Source organism: Bacteroides caecigallinarum (assembly GCF_016901995.1).
GTDB classification, from domain to species: domain Bacteria; phylum Bacteroidota; class Bacteroidia; order Bacteroidales; family Bacteroidaceae; genus Phocaeicola; species Phocaeicola cellulolyticus.
The window spans coordinates 22,367-38,291 of the sequence record NZ_JACJLE010000003.1 but is presented as its reverse complement, the minus strand read 5'-3'; the positions used below and the strand labels follow the sequence as shown (position 1 = coordinate 38,291).

The window sequence follows — 15,925 nt, the reverse complement described above, 5'->3', positions numbered from 1 at the left end:
TGTGGAGTTTATGATATAAAGAATTAAAAAATCATTTCATAAGTTTTTCGGCCAAAGCAGCCAGCTTCATGCTGTTAGAGCCTTTAATCAGTATCATATAACCTTTAGGCATGGCGGAAGAAAGCACCTGATACACATCATCGGCATTACTGTAGTGCTCAAAAGCATTTGCAGTTTTTCCGAATTCCGGACCAACGAGTATTACCCTGTCGAAACCGTAACGGGAAAGCATGTCAACCACCTTTTGGTGTTCCTCAAGACTTGCTTCGCCAAGCTCTTTCATATCTCCGAGAATCACCATCTTATGTCCGGCATCAATCATACGGAAATTCTCCAATGCGGCAGCCATGGATGTAGGATTTGCATTGTAGGCATCTATCACATAACTGTTTCCTCCTGCCTCTACCAGCTGCGAACGGTTGTTGCGCGGCTCGTATGATGAAAGTGCATGACAGATGGCATCGTCGGCAACTCCGAAATATCGTCCTATAGCGACTGCCGCCAGAGCATTGTCAACATTATACGAACCTATCAGATGAGTCTGCACTTCGTGGACCTTATCTTCCGACTTCCAGCTGAAAGACAGGAACGGAGAACATGACAGAACTTTGCCCGACACATAAAGCCCTTCTTCCGCACCGTAACGGATACATTCCAGTCCGCCTGCTATGGAGTTAAGATAAGGATTTTCGTTCTGTATGAAGATTTTTCCGCCATTGTCGCGGAGATAGTCGTACAACTCGCCTTTAGTACGGATTACTCCATCGAATGAACCGAATCCTTCAAGATGTGCCTTGCCTACATTGGTTATTATACCATAGTCCGGACATGCTATGTTTACCAGAGTCTTTATCTCGCCAGGATGGTTCGCTCCCATCTCCACTACTGCCATTTCGTGCTCGGGAGTAAGTTTAAGCAGTGTCAGAGGTACTCCGATGTGATTGTTCAGATTACCCTGGGTGTAAAGTACATTGTATTTCTCTTTCAGAACGGCGGCTATCAGCTCCTTGGTCGTGGTCTTGCCGTTGGTACCCGTGATACCTATCATCCTTGTGCCCAACGCGCGGCGATGCCATGCCGCCAAATCCTGCAATGCCTTGAGACAATCGTCAACCAGAAGAATACGTCCTTCGGCATCATTGGCGTATTCAGCCTCATCAACCACGGCATAGCGGCAACCGCCAGCTATGGCTTGAGAAGCGAAAGTATTTCCGTTGAAACTGGCTCCTTTCAGTGCTATGAACATAGATCCTTCGGGGCAATCGCGAGTGTCGGTAGTGACCTTTCCGCACTCAAGAAAATATTTATACAATTGTGAAGTTTCCATTTTAAATTACAATTTGATACGTGACGCAAAGATAAACGAAAAATCAATGGCAAATCAATAAAAAATAAATTATTGTATGTACATTTGCACCATCATTACGCAAGCATCGAAATGGAAAACAGAATAGCAAAATACATCAATGTGAACGGTAGTCTGATGGATCTGGAACATCCCAGAGTTATGGGAATACTTAACGTTACCCCCGACTCTTTTTATGCCGGAAGCAGAAAGCAATCAGAAGAAGACATCTTGCAGAGAGCCAGACAGATAATTGACGAAGGTGGAGAAATTATAGACATCGGCGCATATTCGTCAAGGCCTGACGCACAGAATATCTCTACAGAGGAGGAGGCCGCAAGACTAAAAAAGGCTCTCACATTACTAAACAGGGAGATGCCGGAAGCTGTGATTTCTGTAGATACATTCCGCGCGGACATAGCAAAGATGTGTGTGGAGGAACATGGAGTAGCAATCATAAATGATATATCAGCAGGAAACATGGACGACAGGATGATGCCTGTTGTGGCAAAACTGGGAGTGCCGTACGTAATGATGCACATGAAAGGAACACCACAGGACATGCAGAAAAATCCTGAATACGACAATGTGGTGAAAGAGGTGATGTATTATTTCTCCGAAAAGGTACAGAAAATGCGCGACCTTGGCGCAAAGGATATCATCATCGATCCGGGGTTCGGTTTCGGAAAGACTGTGGAACACAACTATATCCTTATGGACAAGCTGGAAGAGTTCCAGATATTCGATCTTCCTATACTTGTGGGAATATCAAGGAAATCAATGATATACAGACTTCTGGGCAATACTCCTGAAGACGCGCTGAACGGAACAACCGTACTAAATACCATTTCGCTGATGAAAGGCGCGAACATACTGAGGGTGCACGACGTGAAGGAAGCCTGCGAGGCGGTGAAGATATATTGTAAGTTAATTTTTAATTCTTAATTATTAATTATCAAAATGCCATTCGATTTAAGTATAATAAGCCTGAAAGACATACTGGACATACTGCTGGTAGCCTTTATACTGTATAAGACATACAAGGTTATGAAATCGTCGGGTACGATAAACATATTTATCGGAATACTGGTGTTCATCATAATCTGGATTATAGTATCGCAGGTATTGCAGATGCGACTGCTGGGTTCTATATTCGACAAGCTGGTAAGCGTGGGAGTGATAGCACTGATTGTGCTTTTTCAGGACGAGATAAGGCAATTCCTTCTTACTCTAGGTTCAAGATACCGCTCGAACAGTCTGTTCAGGTTTCTGAAAGGAAAGAAATACAACGACAGCGACAAGAACGACATTATGCCTATCGTCATGGCATGCCTGAGCATGGGCAAGGGAAAAGTAGGGGCACTAATAGTGCTGGAGAAAGATGTTCCGCTGGACAACATAGTGATGACTGGCGATGTGATAGACGCCAATATCAACCAGCGTCTGATAGAAAACATTTTCTTCAAGAACAGTCCGCTGCACGACGGGGCAATGATAATAAGCGGCAAGAGGATTAAGGCCGCCGGATGTATCCTGCCTGTATCGCACAACCTTAACATACCCAAGGAGCTGGGATTGCGTCACCGTGCGGCTCTGGGAGTATCGCAGGAGACAGACGCGCTTGCCATAATCGTATCGGAAGAGACAGGAGGAATATCAATAGCCTATAAGGGTGAGTTCTACCTCAAACTGAACGCCGAGGAACTGGAAAGGATGCTGACTAACGAATACATCAATCAAGCATAAGGCTCATATAGGCTTCCATATCACGGAACAGCAAGGAAGGCATGTTGTTGATATGCAGTCTTAAACGTTCCGTATCACAAGAAATATCCTTGTCGCTTATTTTACGGCATACACCGCCGTCGGATATAAGATATAAACCGTTGTTTTCGGGAATGACGCTGTCACCGTAAATCTCGACATATCCGCCTGACAGCCTGCCTGCCATAAGTCCAAGCATTCCGTAGGCATTTATCACACGCACCATGCCGCAAGGTGACGGTTTTACTATCTTCACACCGGGATAATGGCGGGATATAAAACCTAGCATGGCCGTTTCCGACTGATTATCAACAGACAGAAGTTCCTTTATGACTATACAGTTTTCGTCTGCTATCAGCAGCACTACAGAACGGATATTACCGTTTTTATCATTGGCATACCATACCTTGCCTCCGGAAAGAGTCAGATCGGCAAGGACTATATTCATATCCTGAAAAGGATGAAGTATGCTTGCCTGATATGTTGATAACTGTCGGTTTATAAAGTCGCACACTTCGGAACATTCGTTTTTCAACATGTCTAACTCATTAAATATCAGTTCTGTTTTAAAGTTATCAACAGTTTTGCACATACCTGTTAATAACTTTTCATCCTGTTGAAAACATATTTCGTAACCGGACTTGGAATAATAGCTCACCAAGCCTTCATTGGCAGGTATAAGGACAGAAAGGTACTTGCCGTCTGCATACATTTTCCTGTGCGCCTCATCAAGAAGACGCGACATCAGACCTCTGGAACGGAAATCGGGATGAGTACATGCTCCGGATATATATGCCACCGGTATCACGGCACCGTTAAACCGCATGGGATACGGTATCCGCTGGAGTGCGGACACTACCCTACCGTTTTCCGTAATGGCACTGTTTATTTCGTCTGTATATCTTGAAGAGAAATACAGTGCGACGAAATCGTCCGAATCGTCCGGGAAGCAAAGTTTCCACAGAGACTTTACCTGCTCTTTCATTTCAGTTCCAGTTTATATTTCTCAAGAAGCAAATGCGGCTGATAAGAGAGTTTTGCCTTACGCAATCCCTCCAGGCCGAGATCTTCTTCCCTGTTTATATATATGTATTGTTCGGGAATAATCTTTGCGAACTCATGATTTATCATGGCGTATGCGCCTTCGTAGTCGGTGTCGGCTTTTTCCACACATGTATCGAAAGTCTCATTATTGACAGGCGCTCCATAGGTAAAGGCCACAATCTTGCCGTCAACCGTCAGCACTCCGCCCATGATATCAAGTTCTTCAAAACTGCGTAATGCGGCATTCATGGATTTTCGCTCGTTCTGCAGGGCCTCATCCTCACTGCAGTTGTTGGCACGACACCATAACGACTCAAGCTTTATACATTCCGGTATCAGCTCGCGGGTAAGAGGCTTGAACTCATATCCGGGATAATTGTTGCGGAACTTGTTTATATGGTTGCGCTTGGGCTGGAACTTCTTGCCTGACAGCGTAGATAAATCGGAACGCAGATATAGGTAATCGGAATAGTCACGGTCTGAAGTAAAGACAAACTTGCCCGGGAAAAGACTTTCCAGCTCTTCGCAATTTTCCTTGCAGACACCATACATCACAAAAGGAATACCTTTCATCCGGGCATCCGACATAAGTTCTTCCATAACCGGTTTTATGTCGCCCTCACCTACAGGCAACATATACGAGAGTTCCCCGTCAACATAAAATCTGAACAACAGGAAACCACCGTACTCGGCAATCTCGGTAAGATAAAGAAAACGCCAACTGTAGAGATTGGCAAATGTCAAATCGCAGTTACGACGCTTACTACGGAGAGTATATTTCTGTACTGTCCGTTTATCTTCTATATCAAGACGTCTGAATGAAAGCATAACGTGTATATTAATAAAGACCTATCAAATGTAATATATAAGGTGAGAGCAATGCTGTAAGAATACCGTTGAGAGTAAGTCCGAGGCTGGCATATGCCCCATACTTACCGCTTACCTCCATTGCGCGTGATGTTCCTACGGCATGAGTGGCTGTTCCCATGGAAAGTCCCTGAGCTATAGGGCTGTGCACATGTCCCACCTGAAGCACCTTAAAGCCGAAAATGGCTCCGAACAGTCCGACGACTATCACTACAGCGGCAGTCAACGAAGGTATTCCTCCCACAGCCGACGAAACTTCCATCGCTATAGGAGTTGTCACTGACTTAGGCGCAAGCGACATTATGACTTCGGGAGTGGCACCAAGCAACTTTGCTACAACTGTGACCGAAATCAGTCCTACTACACAGCCTGCCAACTGTGACAATATGATAGGGAGCAGCTGCTTCTTTATCATACGCAACTGCAGATAAAGAGGAACTCCCAATGCAACTACAGCCGGACGCAACCAGAACTCTACCAGAGAGCCGGCATCCTGATATTTTTCATACGAAACACCGCTTACATTGAGAAAGCAAATCAGCATTGCCACTGCCAAAAGGATAGGATTAAGCAACACCCATCCTGTCTTCTTCTGCAACAGTTTGGAAACGAAAAAGAAACCGAAAGTTATAGCCAGAAGAAAAAACTTATTTTCTAAAAAATCCATATTTGCGAACTATTTGATGAACCCAACCTGTTACTACCAACACTAAAACCGTACTTACCAATGTGGCTATCACTATAGGCCAGAACTGTGCCTGAATGATATCGAAATACAACATCAGGGCCACGCCTGAAGGCACAAAGAAAAAGCCGAGGTTTGCCACAAGAAAATCGGACAAGCCTTGAACCCATTCAAGCTTTACCCATCCTAATGACAAAAACAACGTGAGAAGCAACATGCCTATAATACTGGAAGGCAATTTTACACCGGTCAGGTAAACTACCAGTTCACCTAGAGCCATACATCCGAAAAGGATTGAACATTGACGAATCATACCTTAATTATACTATTGAAAACTGATGCAAATTTATGCAATAGCACAGAAAACATGCACTCGCATCTTCAAAAAAGCCTTTTATGTCCTTAAACATACATAAAATGACCTCTTTTGAGAAAAAAAATTTGTATTTTGCAAACTAGATATTACAAAAATACGTATTTTTGCAGTGTGAAATAAAAAGACCGTTAACGCAAACGGCGATAAAGAGAATTACATTATATATTAAAATATAAATCAACATGGATTTAATTAGTCAAATCGTTGAACGCGCTAAAGCTAACAAACAGCGCATTGTTCTTCCTGAAGGAACTGAAGAACGTACTTTGAAAGCTGCCAATCAGATATTGACAGACGGTGTTGCTGACCTTATTCTTCTTGGTAACCCTGAAGAAATCATGAAATTGGCTCAGGAATGGGGCTTGGGAAACATCAATAAAGCTACTATCATCGACCCTGAGAACCACGAAAAGAAAGAAGCTTATGCCGAACTGCTTTTCGAACTCCGCAAGAAAAAAGGTATGACAATGGAACAGGCTCAGGAACTTGTAAAGAACCCTCTTTACCTGGGATGCCTTATCATCAAAGCCGGTGATGCTGACGGCCAGTTGGCTGGTGCACGCAATACTACAGGCGATGTTCTTCGTCCTGCACTTCAGATTATCAAAACTGCTCCGGGCATTACTTGTGTATCAGGAGCCATGTTGATGTTGACTCATGCACCTGAATGTGGTGACAACGGTGTATTGGTAATGGGTGACGTTGCCGTAACTCCTGTACCTGACGCTAATCAGTTGGCACAGATTGCAGTATGTACAGCACAGACTGCACAGGCTGTAGCAGGTATCGACCCACGTGTTGCTATGTTAAGCTTCTCTACTAAGGGTTCTGCTAAACACGAAGTTGTTGACAAAGTAACTGAAGCTCTCAAGATAGCTAAGGAAATGGCTCCTGAACTGAAGATTGACGGTGAACTTCAGGCAGACGCAGCTTTGGTTCCACGCATCGGTGCAAGCAAAGCTCCGGGTTCAGAAATCGCAGGTAAGGCAAACGTACTTGTAGTTCCTTGCCTTGAAGTAGGTAACATCTCTTACAAGCTTGTTGAACGTCTTGGTCACGCTACAGCTGTAGGTCCTATCCTTCAGGGTATAGCACGTCCTGTAAACGACTTGTCACGCGGATGCAGCATCGACGACGTTTACAAGATGATTGCAATCACAGCCAACCAGGCTATTGCTGCAAAAGCACAGAATTAATAACAAACTTATCAAACATTATCTACAAGCACAAAGGTCTGTGCGCTGACCTTTGTGCTTTAATTACTTTTTTACTTATAGTATTATGAAAATATTAGTACTCAACTGCGGTAGCTCTTCAATCAAGTATAAACTGTTTGAAATGACTACAAAAGAAATCCTTGCACAAGGAGGTATTGAAAAAATAGGTCTTCCAGGTTCATTCCTTAAACTTACTCTTCCTAGCGGAGAAAAGAAAATCATCGAAAAGGATGTTCCTGAACACACTACTGGAGTTCAGTTTATATTTGATACATTGACAAATGCAGAATACGGTGCTGTAAAGAACCTTCACGAAATCAACGCTGTAGGCCACCGCGTACTGCACGGAGGAACAAAATTCAGCGGTTCTGTGCTTATTAACGATGCTGTAATAGCAGCTGTAGAAGAATGCTGCGACCTCGGTCCGTTGCATAACCCAGCAAACCTGAAAGGTATCTACGCCGTACAGCAGCTTCTTCCTGAAGTTCCACAGGTAGCTGTATTCGATACTGCGTTCCACCAGACTATGCCTGACTATGCTTATCTGTATCCGATACCTTACAAATATTTCGAAAAATATGGTATCCGCCGTTACGGTTTCCACGGAACATCACACCGTTATGTATCAAAACGTGTATGCGAATTCCTCGGTATTCCTCAGGAAGGTAGCCGCATTATCACTTGCCACATCGGTAACGGTGGTTCTATCGCTGCTGTAAAAGACGGTAAATGTATCGACACAACAATGGGTCTTACTCCACTTGAAGGACTTATGATGGGTACACGTTGCGGTGACATCGACGGAGGCGCAATCCTTTATATGATGAAGAAAGAAGGTATGACTCCTGACGAAATGTCAAACCTGCTGAACAAGAAGAGCGGTGTTCTTGGCGTATTCGAAAAGTCAAGCGATATGCGTGAACTGGAAGACGCTGTAGCAAGAGGCGAAGAACGCGCTATCCTTACAGAAAACATGTACTTCTACCGCATTACAAAATATATCGGTGCATACGCAGCAGCAATGGGTGGTGTTGACGTAATCCTGTTCACAGGCGGTGTAGGCGAAAACCAGGCTACAGCACGTGCCGGTGTCTGCAAGACATTAGGATTTATGGGTGTTGAACTTGATCCTGAAAAGAACAAGGTACGCGGACAGGAAGCTATCATCTCTACAGAAAATTCCAAAGTGAAAGTAGTAGTAATACCTACAGACGAAGAATTGATGATTGCTACTGACACAATGAACATCCTAAATAATAAATAATAAGATATAGGAATATCCTAAAAGAGTTAAAAAAGAGGATACCTCATGGAAGGAATTCATTATCTTTGTCTCGGAAATGAGACAAGACGGATTCCGACAAGAGGTATCCTTTTTATTTTTTGTTGCCTGATTTCCACCTAAATCGAAAAACATCACATTATGAGCAAAAAAATTGTAACATTCGGAGAAATAATGCTCCGTCTCACTACACCGGACAATCTGCGCATCCAACAGAGCCGTGACTTTCTGGTCAATTATGGAGGTAGTGAAGCCAATGTAGCTATATCAATTGCCAATTTCGGAGGAGAGGTAGAATACATAACACGTCTTCCGGACAATGCCTTGGGCGAAACATGTATAGCAGAGTTGCGTTCACACAATATCGGTACAAAACATATCCTGTTCGGAGGACACCGCCTTGGTACTTACTACATGGAAAAGGCAGCAGCCATGCGTAACTCGAAAGTTATTTACGACAGGGAGAACTCGGCATTTTCAGAGCTTAAACCGGGAATGATAAACTGGCGTGAAGTGTTCGAAGGAGCATCAATATTCCACTGGTCGGGTATAGACGCCGCACTTACTCCGGGACTTGCCGAAGTATGCAAGGAAGCGATAGGAGTGGCAAAGGAAATGGGACTGATCATTTCATACGATATCAACTATAGAAAAAATCTCTGGAACTACGGAAAAAGCGCACAGGAGGTTCTTCAGCCTCTCATGAAAGACAGTGACATAATGTTCGGAAGCGAAGGAGAATATGCACTGGTTACAGGAATTCCTGCTCCAGGCTTCAAGGCAACCAGAAGCGGTGAAAAATACGATACGGAAGCATATGAGAAATTCTGCAAGGAAATAAGCCGCCAGATTCCAAACTGCAAGTATATCTATATAGCTCTTCGCAATGTAATGAGTTCGGAACATCACACTTTTGCAGGTGTTCTTTATGCGAATGGAGAAATGAAATACAGCAGGGTGTTCGACATTGACAACGTGATAGACTGTGTAGGTGTGGGAGATGCATTCTGTGGCGCAATGCTATACGCACAGAGCGCTTTCGAAGACAATCAGAAGAGAGTTGACTTCTCTACGGCTGCTTCTGTATTGAAAAATACTATAGCTGGCGACTACAATATGGTGAAGGTAGCAGAAGTGGAAAGCCTCATCGCACGTCATGAAAGTGGTGAAGTGGCACGCTAAAATAACAATCCCTATAAAAATAAAGAGGCTGTTTTCAGCCTCTTTGTTTTTATAGGAATTTTAAATTTTCTCACCATAAGCAAGATCTCCGGCATCACCTAATCCGGGAACTATATACGAATGTTCATCAATGGCAGGATCTATTACGCCACACCACAACGAGACATCCTTTCCTTCGAAAAACTTCCTGATACGTTCCACTCCGGGACGGCTTGCTATTATACATGCAATGACAAGCTTCGCAGGAATACCTTTTGTGGTAAAGGCTCTCCATGCCAATTCAAGGCTTTCGCCTGTAGCAAGCATAGGATCTACCAATATGACTGTCTTATTTGTCAAATCAGGTGTTGCGATATATTCTATCCTCACGTCAAGATCTCTATGATCCTTATCCTTATAATACCTGTAAGCCGAAACAAACGCATTTCCAGCCTTATCGAATATATTCAGGAAACCGGCATGCAAAGGAAGACCGGCTCTGAAAACTGTTGCTATCACTATATTGTCATCCGGCGTGCTGGCTTCGGCAACACCTAACGGGGTCTGGATTTTTTTCGTTGAATAATCAAGTGTTTTACTGATTTCGTAAGCCATCAACTCTCCTATCCGTTCAATATTCCTACGAAAACGCATTCTGTCATTCTGTACATTGACATCTCTCATCTCTGCGACGAACTGATTTAGTATAGAATTGGTTTCTGCAAGGTTTATAACTTTCATAAAAATAAGATTATATTATTATTGATATAACATTCTTATGTCTGAGTTGTTCACAGACAGCCGTTAAAGTTGGGTTTCTCCTTCAATATACTGCTCCAGGAACATATTTTCTCCGTCAAAAACGGCATAAGAGAATTCCGTAATCCAATCACCAAGTATCATCATCCTTGATGTCCTTGAGAGCATCATATCGAACAATATATGTCTGTGACCGTAAATAAAGAAATTGATGTCCGGATGAGTCTTGAGGTATTTTTTTGTGAACAGAACCAACGGCTCCTTGTCTTCACCCATATATTCAGGCTCTTTTCCATCCTTGCGCTTCATGCGGCTATGCTTTGCCCATTCCAGACCAAAATCGACACTCCATCGCGGATGAAGCATTGAGAACAGCCGCTGCAATGTCTTGCTGTGGAACATCATGCGCAGGAATTTAAATTTCCTGTCATCATCGCCAAGCCCGTCGCCATGAGCCATGAAAAACTCCTTTCCATAAATCTCGCATGTCAACGGAGCACGATGTATAATCATTCCACATTCCTTTTCAAGATAGTCTCCACACCATATATCATGGTTGCCGATGAAAAAATGTACTTCCACTCCCCTGTCTGTAAGTTCAGAGACTTTTCCCAAGAAACGTGTATATCCTTTCGGCACTACTGTTTTGAATTCGTACCAGAAATCAAACATATCGCCCAACATATACACAGCGGCAGCCTTATCCTTGATACTGTCAAGAAAATTGACAAGCCTCCTTTCCTGAGTACGGGCGTGAGGTATAGCCCGCGAGCCCAGATGGGCGTCGGAAATGAAATATATATTTTTCATCTCATCCATAGTTATACCCTTTTATAGTTTATATAATTACATGAAGCCCAATTCCAATTTGGCTTCTTCAGTCATCATGTCCTTGTCCCATTCAGGCTCGAACACCAGATTTACCTGGGCTGATGTTACTCCGTCAACCGACTCTATCTTCTGCCTTACGTCCTCCATTATGAAATCAGCTGCAGGACAGTTTGGTGCGGTAAGAGTCATATCAATGGTCAGCTCGCCGTTTTCCTGAAGGTCTATCTTGTATATAAGCCCCAAATCGTAAACATTTACCGGGATTTCAGGGTCATATACAGTTTTCAACATATCAATTATCCTCTCTTCTATTTTGAGTTTTTCTTCGCTATTCATATATTTAAATCAAATAATATTTACAGTGCAAATATACGCAAAGAGATGCGCAGAAACAAATAAATCTTTATTTCCATCATAATCTGCCTTCATCCGCATAGCTGTAGTAGGCTCCGTCGGCCACTATCACATGATCGAGCATACGGATGTTCATCACCTTGGATGCCTGAAACAATGCCTGTGTTAGCCTGTCGTCATCCGTACTAGGACGGACATTACCCGACGGATGATTGTGGGTGAGTATCATGGAAGTTGCGCGTTTCAGAAGTGCCTCACGCAAAATAACACGCACATCGACCTGGGTAGAGGCCAAACCTCCCTGACTTATACGGGTGATATCTATCACTTTAGATGCCTGGTTAAGGAACATCACCCAACATTCCTCTATCGGCAAGTCGCACATTATAGGATGGAAATAGGAGTATATATCTTCCGACGAGCGTATAGGCTTTCTTTCTTCCTGCTTCTCGTCCTTACGCCGCTTGCCAAGCTCGGATGCGGCAAGGATTGTTATGGCTTTGGCAGGCCCTATCCCCTTGAACTTACACAAATCCGATACAGAACATTTGCCCAGTGCGCTAAGACTGTTATTATATTTGTCCAGGACCTTTCGCATGAGCTCCACTGCCGATTCGTCTGTATTGCCGGAACCTATGAGAATGGCAAGCAACTCGGCATTCGAGAGTGAAGAGGCACCGTGCATCATCATTTTTTCGCGCGGACGGTCTTCTTCTGCCCATTGGTTTATAGATAGTCTGTCTGTCATTTATAGAAAGTCTTTTCGAATGCAGAGAACGAATCCTTTCCTTTCACACAGCGTTTCCACCATGCAATCAGAAATCCGCTTCCATATCCGGTTAGTTGGATAAACGATGAGAGTATGGAAATTGTACCGATTTTCAAACTTCTGTTCTGCACAGACGAATCGATAAATATAAGTAACGAAAAAAGCAATAACGGCGACACTCCGGCCACTACAAGCCATTTACCCCATGAATGCAATAAATCATGACTGCCGGGATCGGGGGTATAGGATGCCAACGACAACAAATAAATACCTCCCAATATTACAAGAACCAGAAAAACGACCCCTACTGTAAAGACTGCAGGCAACATGTGCACCAGCTTTAGTGATTCCGGGTATTTCTTATAAAGGTTTATACGGGCTATTCCGGAATTGTGAACCTGCTTGAAAAATTTTCTCATATCCGTTCTGCGCTTGTGCCAAACCCATGCTCCGGGGAACAGACGACAGGTATATCCTCCCTTGAAAATACGTATGCTGAAATCTATATCTTCACCAAAACGCATGTCGGAAAATCCTCCCAAAGCCTTATATACGTCAGCACGGATTCCCATATTGAAGCTACGCGGATAAAACTTGTCCATCTTCTTTTTTCCGCCGCGAATTCCACCGGTAGTGAAGAATGATGTCATTGAATAGTTTATTGCCTTCTGGGTGTCTGTAAACGATTCGTGCGCACGGTCAGGACCTCCAAAAGCATCGGCGGGCTCGTTTCTCAGCTCTTCTTCCACCGCTTTAAAATAATCAGGAGGAAGGATACAGTCAGAATCAAGGATTATAAGATACTCGCCGTGACTTCTTTCCGCGCCGTAGTTTCTGGACTTTCCGGGACCGGAATTCGGCTTCAGGTAATATCTGATATCCATAGATGCGGCATATTTGTCAACCACATCCTTACAAGGGACAGCAGATCCGTCTTCCACTATAATTACTTCAAAGTCGGTATAAGTCTGCTGCATAAGACTCTGAAGCAGTTCATCCACCTCGTCTGGACGATTATATACCGGTACTATAACTGAATATCGCATAATCTAAAAAATGAGTTATTTGCAAACTTACGTAAAAGTTTCGCAAAAATCAATTAGTCATTTCATTTTTATAACAACTGGACATCATGTTACAAGCATAAATTCACAAAAAGCCCGGGTATAAGAATAAATCTTCAAATACCCGGGCAATTGTGATTATTGTCAAAATACTAAAATTACTTCTGTCTGATAAAAATGTTTATCGGCGTTCCGCATAAGTTCCAACGCTCCCTCATCTTGTTCTCAAGGAAACGCTTGTATGGTTCCTTGACATACTGAGGCAGATTTGCAAAGAACACAAACGACGGAACCTGAGTGTTAGGCAACTGAGTGATATATTTTATCTTTATATACTTGCCTTTGTTTGATGGTGGCGGATAAGCCTCTATCAGCGGCAACAGTTCCTCGTTGAGTCGTGCTGTTGGTATTCTTGTAGTTCTTGACATATAGACTTCCTTGGCAGCCTCCAACACTTTCAGAATACGTTGTTTTGTCAATGCCGAAGCAAATATTATCGGGAAATCAGTGAAAGGAGCAAATCTGTTACGGATTGCATCCTCATAGTTTTTCATAACCTTTACGGTCTTTTCCTCTACAAGGTCCCATTTATTGACAACCACAACAAGTCCTTTCTGGTTTCGCTGTATCAGGCTGAATATATTCAGATCCTGACCTTCAATTCCTCTTGTTGCGTCAAGCATAAGGATACACACATCCGAACTTTCGATAGAACGTATAGAACGTACTACAGAATAATATTCAAGATCTTCACTGATCTTATTTTTCTTTCTTATACCTGCTGTGTCAACAAGATAAAAATCGAAACCGAACTTGTCATATCTTGTGTATATCGAGTCACGTGTAGTACCAGCTATTTCGGTCACAATATTTCTATCCTCTCCGATAAAAGCGTTTACTATTGAAGACTTTCCGGCATTCGGTCTGCCCACAATGGCAAATCTTGGAATATCCTCATCATAAGTCTCGTCCGCTTCCTTCTTGAATTTCGATACGATAAGGTCGAGCAAATCTCCCGTTCCGCTTCCACTGATTGCAGAAATACAGTAAGGATCACCCAATCCTAATGAATAGAATTCAGCTGCATTATATTGCAAGTCGTTATTGTCAGTTTTATTGGCAACGACAATTATCGGTTTCTTAGAGCGTCGCAGAATATCGGATACCTCCATATCCAAATCCGTAACACCATTCATTATATCAACCACAAACAAAATCACATCCGCCTCATCCACAGCCAGAAGAACCTGCTTGCGAATTTCTTCCTCAAAAATATCATCCGAGTTTACAACCCATCCACCGGTATCTACAATAGAAAATTCCTTTCCTAACCATTCAGATTTTCCATACTGACGGTCACGAGTAGTTCCGGCCTGTTCATTCACAATTGCCTGACGAGTCTTTGTCAGACGATTAAATAACGTTGACTTTCCTACATTTGGACGTCCAACAATAGCTACTAAATTACCCATACTTATAATTATTTACGGCTATCTCAGCCGGTGATTAATCTAATTGATAACCAAAATTCTTCAATTCCTTGTCGGAACTTCTCCAGTCCTTATCTACCTTTACGAAAGTTTCAAGATAGATTGATTTTCTGAAGAACTGCTCCAAAGCCTTTCTGGCTTCCGAAGCCACTTTCTTGAGAGCCCTTCCCTGACGACCGATAATAATACCTTTCTGAGACTCGCGTTCCACGTATATCACAGCGTTGATATGTATGCTTTTGGCATCCTCCTTGAAGGTTTCCACCACCACCTCTACAGAATACGGGATTTCCTTGTCATAATACAAAAGGATTTTCTCTCTTATTATCTCCGTCACGAAGAAACGTGCCGGCTTGTCGGTCAGCTGATCCTTGCCGAAATAAGGAGGAGAATCCGGAAGAAGATCCTTAATTCGTTTCATCACTACATCGACATTAAACTTTGCCATGGCTGAAATAGGGATTATTTCGGCATTTGGCAACATCTCATGCCATTCCTCGACAAGTTTGACCAGAATATCTTGGTTTATGAGGTCTATCTTGTTTATAAGCAACAAAACCGGAACATTCATGTTTCGCACCTTCTCCATAAATTCAGTGTTCTTGTCCGGTTTTTCCACTGTATCTGTAACATATAGCAAAACATCGGCATCAACCAGTGCCGACTGCGAGAAGTTAAGCATTGATTCCTGAAGCTTGTAGTTAGGTTTCAATACCCCAGGAGTATCCGAAAATACAATCTGCATATCATCAGTATTAAGTATTCCCATAATACGATGACGAGTGGTCTGTGCCTTGAATGTTGCGATGGATATTCTTTCGCCCACCAGCAAATTCATCAATGTAGATTTTCCTACATTCGGGTTTCCTACAATGTTTACAAATCCGGCTTTATGCATAAAAAATTACCTCATGAAT

The 15,925-nt window shown here is 43.0% G+C and carries 17 protein-coding genes; 5 read left to right on the top strand and 12 right to left on the bottom strand.

Annotated features, from left to right (window positions below; translation table 11 throughout):
• Window positions 1-31 precede the first annotated feature (31 nt).
• Window positions 32-1,327, bottom strand: a complete 1,296-nt coding sequence (locus tag H6A61_RS01360; RefSeq protein WP_204390477.1) for a UDP-N-acetylmuramoyl-tripeptide--D-alanyl-D-alanine ligase — start codon at window positions 1,325-1,327, stop codon at window positions 32-34.
• Between the two features lie 111 nt (window positions 1,328-1,438).
• Here H6A61_RS01360 and folP point away from each other — a divergent pair, with 111 nt between their 5' ends.
• Window positions 1,439-2,290 (top strand): dihydropteroate synthase, encoded by an 852-nt coding sequence (gene folP, locus H6A61_RS01355; RefSeq protein WP_204390476.1) that lies wholly within the window; start codon window positions 1,439-1,441, stop codon window positions 2,288-2,290.
• A gap of 15 nt (window positions 2,291-2,305) precedes the next feature.
• Window positions 2,306-3,091 carry a diadenylate cyclase CdaA gene (cdaA, locus tag H6A61_RS01350; protein ID WP_154043139.1) on the top strand — a complete coding sequence of 262 codons (786 nt, stop codon included), beginning with the start codon at window positions 2,306-2,308 and terminating at the stop codon, window positions 3,089-3,091.
• On the opposite strand, the gene H6A61_RS01345 is transcribed toward cdaA, so the two are convergent.
• The 4 genes from H6A61_RS01345 to H6A61_RS01330 are packed head-to-tail and all read right to left on the bottom strand — an operon-like array spanning window position 3,078 to window position 6,018.
• Window positions 3,078-4,094 (bottom strand): GNAT family N-acetyltransferase, encoded by a 1,017-nt coding sequence (locus H6A61_RS01345; RefSeq protein WP_204390475.1) that lies wholly within the window; start codon window positions 4,092-4,094, stop codon window positions 3,078-3,080. The genes cdaA and H6A61_RS01345 overlap by 14 nt on opposite strands.
• Window positions 4,091-4,981 (bottom strand): DUF2156 domain-containing protein, encoded by an 891-nt coding sequence (locus H6A61_RS01340; protein WP_204390474.1) that lies wholly within the window; start codon window positions 4,979-4,981, stop codon window positions 4,091-4,093. Before H6A61_RS01340 ends, H6A61_RS01345 begins: the two co-directional genes overlap by 4 nt.
• 10 nt (window positions 4,982-4,991) lie before the next feature.
• Window positions 4,992-5,687, bottom strand: a complete 696-nt coding sequence (locus H6A61_RS01335) for an LrgB family protein (protein ID WP_154043136.1) — start codon at window positions 5,685-5,687, stop codon at window positions 4,992-4,994.
• Window positions 5,668-6,018 (bottom strand): CidA/LrgA family protein, encoded by a 351-nt coding sequence (locus tag H6A61_RS01330; RefSeq protein WP_154043135.1) that lies wholly within the window; start codon window positions 6,016-6,018, stop codon window positions 5,668-5,670. Before H6A61_RS01330 ends, H6A61_RS01335 begins: the two co-directional genes overlap by 20 nt.
• A 245-nt stretch (window positions 6,019-6,263) precedes the next feature.
• On the opposite strand from H6A61_RS01330, the gene pta reads away from it, so the two are divergent.
• From pta to H6A61_RS01315, 3 genes are all read left to right on the top strand, one after another.
• Window positions 6,264-7,277 (top strand): phosphate acetyltransferase, encoded by a 1,014-nt coding sequence (pta, locus tag H6A61_RS01325; protein WP_204390473.1) that lies wholly within the window; start codon window positions 6,264-6,266, stop codon window positions 7,275-7,277.
• An 85-nt stretch (window positions 7,278-7,362) separates the two neighbouring features.
• Window positions 7,363-8,562: an acetate kinase gene (locus tag H6A61_RS01320; RefSeq protein ID WP_154043133.1), complete on the top strand. Its 1,200-nt coding sequence runs from the start codon at window positions 7,363-7,365 to the stop codon at window positions 8,560-8,562.
• Between the two features lie 159 nt (window positions 8,563-8,721).
• A complete protein-coding gene (locus H6A61_RS01315; RefSeq protein ID WP_204390472.1) occupies window positions 8,722-9,762 on the top strand; it encodes a sugar kinase in 1,041 nt (346 codons plus the stop codon).
• Between the two features lie 60 nt (window positions 9,763-9,822).
• Here the strand turns inward: H6A61_RS01315 and upp are convergent, their stop codons facing one another.
• The 7 genes from upp to era all read right to left on the bottom strand — a co-directional run bounded on the left by upp (window position 9,823) and on the right by era (window position 15,906).
• Window positions 9,823-10,482 carry a uracil phosphoribosyltransferase gene (gene upp / locus H6A61_RS01310; protein ID WP_204390471.1) on the bottom strand — a complete coding sequence of 220 codons (660 nt, stop codon included), beginning with the start codon at window positions 10,480-10,482 and terminating at the stop codon, window positions 9,823-9,825.
• 63 nt (window positions 10,483-10,545) lie between these two features.
• Window positions 10,546-11,310, bottom strand: coding sequence for a UDP-2,3-diacylglucosamine diphosphatase (locus H6A61_RS01305; RefSeq protein WP_154043353.1), 765 nt, complete (start codon window positions 11,308-11,310; stop codon window positions 10,546-10,548).
• Window positions 11,311-11,346: 36 nt separating this feature from the next.
• Window positions 11,347-11,667: a metal-sulfur cluster assembly factor gene (locus tag H6A61_RS01300; protein ID WP_154043130.1), complete on the bottom strand. Its 321-nt coding sequence runs from the start codon at window positions 11,665-11,667 to the stop codon at window positions 11,347-11,349.
• A 76-nt stretch (window positions 11,668-11,743) separates the two neighbouring features.
• Entirely contained in the window at window positions 11,744-12,433 is a 690-nt protein-coding gene (gene radC / locus H6A61_RS01295; protein ID WP_204390470.1) for a RadC family protein, read from the bottom strand.
• Window positions 12,430-13,500: a glycosyltransferase gene (locus H6A61_RS01290; protein ID WP_204390469.1), complete on the bottom strand. Its 1,071-nt coding sequence runs from the start codon at window positions 13,498-13,500 to the stop codon at window positions 12,430-12,432. The genes radC and H6A61_RS01290 overlap by 4 nt, the downstream gene beginning before the upstream one ends.
• Window positions 13,501-13,676: 176 nt before the next feature.
• A complete protein-coding gene (gene der, locus H6A61_RS01285) occupies window positions 13,677-14,990 on the bottom strand; it encodes a ribosome biogenesis GTPase Der (protein WP_154043127.1) in 1,314 nt (437 codons plus the stop codon).
• A 34-nt stretch (window positions 14,991-15,024) separates the two neighbouring features.
• Window positions 15,025-15,906, bottom strand: coding sequence for a GTPase Era (era, locus tag H6A61_RS01280; protein WP_204390468.1), 882 nt, complete (start codon window positions 15,904-15,906; stop codon window positions 15,025-15,027).
• Window positions 15,907-15,925: the final 19 nt, after the last annotated feature.

Excerpts from the sequence above, each read along its gene's own strand:
- H6A61_RS01360 (WP_204390477.1), bottom strand. The coding sequence starts at position 1,327 with ATGGAAACTTCACAATTGTATAAATATTTTCTTGAGTGCGGAAAGGTC.
- folP (WP_204390476.1), top strand. The coding sequence starts at position 1,439 with ATGGAAAACAGAATAGCAAAATACATCAATGTGAACGGTAGTCTGATG.
- cdaA (WP_154043139.1), top strand. The coding sequence starts at position 2,306 with ATGCCATTCGATTTAAGTATAATAAGCCTGAAAGACATACTGGACATA.
- H6A61_RS01345 (WP_204390475.1), bottom strand. The coding sequence starts at position 4,094 with ATGAAAGAGCAGGTAAAGTCTCTGTGGAAACTTTGCTTCCCGGACGAT.
- H6A61_RS01340 (WP_204390474.1), bottom strand. The coding sequence starts at position 4,981 with ATGCTTTCATTCAGACGTCTTGATATAGAAGATAAACGGACAGTACAG.
- H6A61_RS01335 (WP_154043136.1), bottom strand. The coding sequence starts at position 5,687 with ATGGATTTTTTAGAAAATAAGTTTTTTCTTCTGGCTATAACTTTCGGT.
- H6A61_RS01330 (WP_154043135.1), bottom strand. The coding sequence starts at position 6,018 with ATGATTCGTCAATGTTCAATCCTTTTCGGATGTATGGCTCTAGGTGAA.
- pta (WP_204390473.1), top strand. The coding sequence starts at position 6,264 with ATGGATTTAATTAGTCAAATCGTTGAACGCGCTAAAGCTAACAAACAG.
- H6A61_RS01320 (WP_154043133.1), top strand. The coding sequence starts at position 7,363 with ATGAAAATATTAGTACTCAACTGCGGTAGCTCTTCAATCAAGTATAAA.
- H6A61_RS01315 (WP_204390472.1), top strand. The coding sequence starts at position 8,722 with ATGAGCAAAAAAATTGTAACATTCGGAGAAATAATGCTCCGTCTCACT.
- upp (WP_204390471.1), bottom strand. The coding sequence starts at position 10,482 with ATGAAAGTTATAAACCTTGCAGAAACCAATTCTATACTAAATCAGTTC.
- H6A61_RS01305 (WP_154043353.1), bottom strand. The coding sequence starts at position 11,310 with ATGAAAAATATATATTTCATTTCCGACGCCCATCTGGGCTCGCGGGCT.
- H6A61_RS01300 (WP_154043130.1), bottom strand. The coding sequence starts at position 11,667 with ATGAATAGCGAAGAAAAACTCAAAATAGAAGAGAGGATAATTGATATG.
- radC (WP_204390470.1), bottom strand. The coding sequence starts at position 12,433 with ATGACAGACAGACTATCTATAAACCAATGGGCAGAAGAAGACCGTCCG.
- H6A61_RS01290 (WP_204390469.1), bottom strand. The coding sequence starts at position 13,500 with ATGCGATATTCAGTTATAGTACCGGTATATAATCGTCCAGACGAGGTG.
- der (WP_154043127.1), bottom strand. The coding sequence starts at position 14,990 with ATGGGTAATTTAGTAGCTATTGTTGGACGTCCAAATGTAGGAAAGTCA.
- era (WP_204390468.1), bottom strand. The coding sequence starts at position 15,906 with ATGCATAAAGCCGGATTTGTAAACATTGTAGGAAACCCGAATGTAGGA.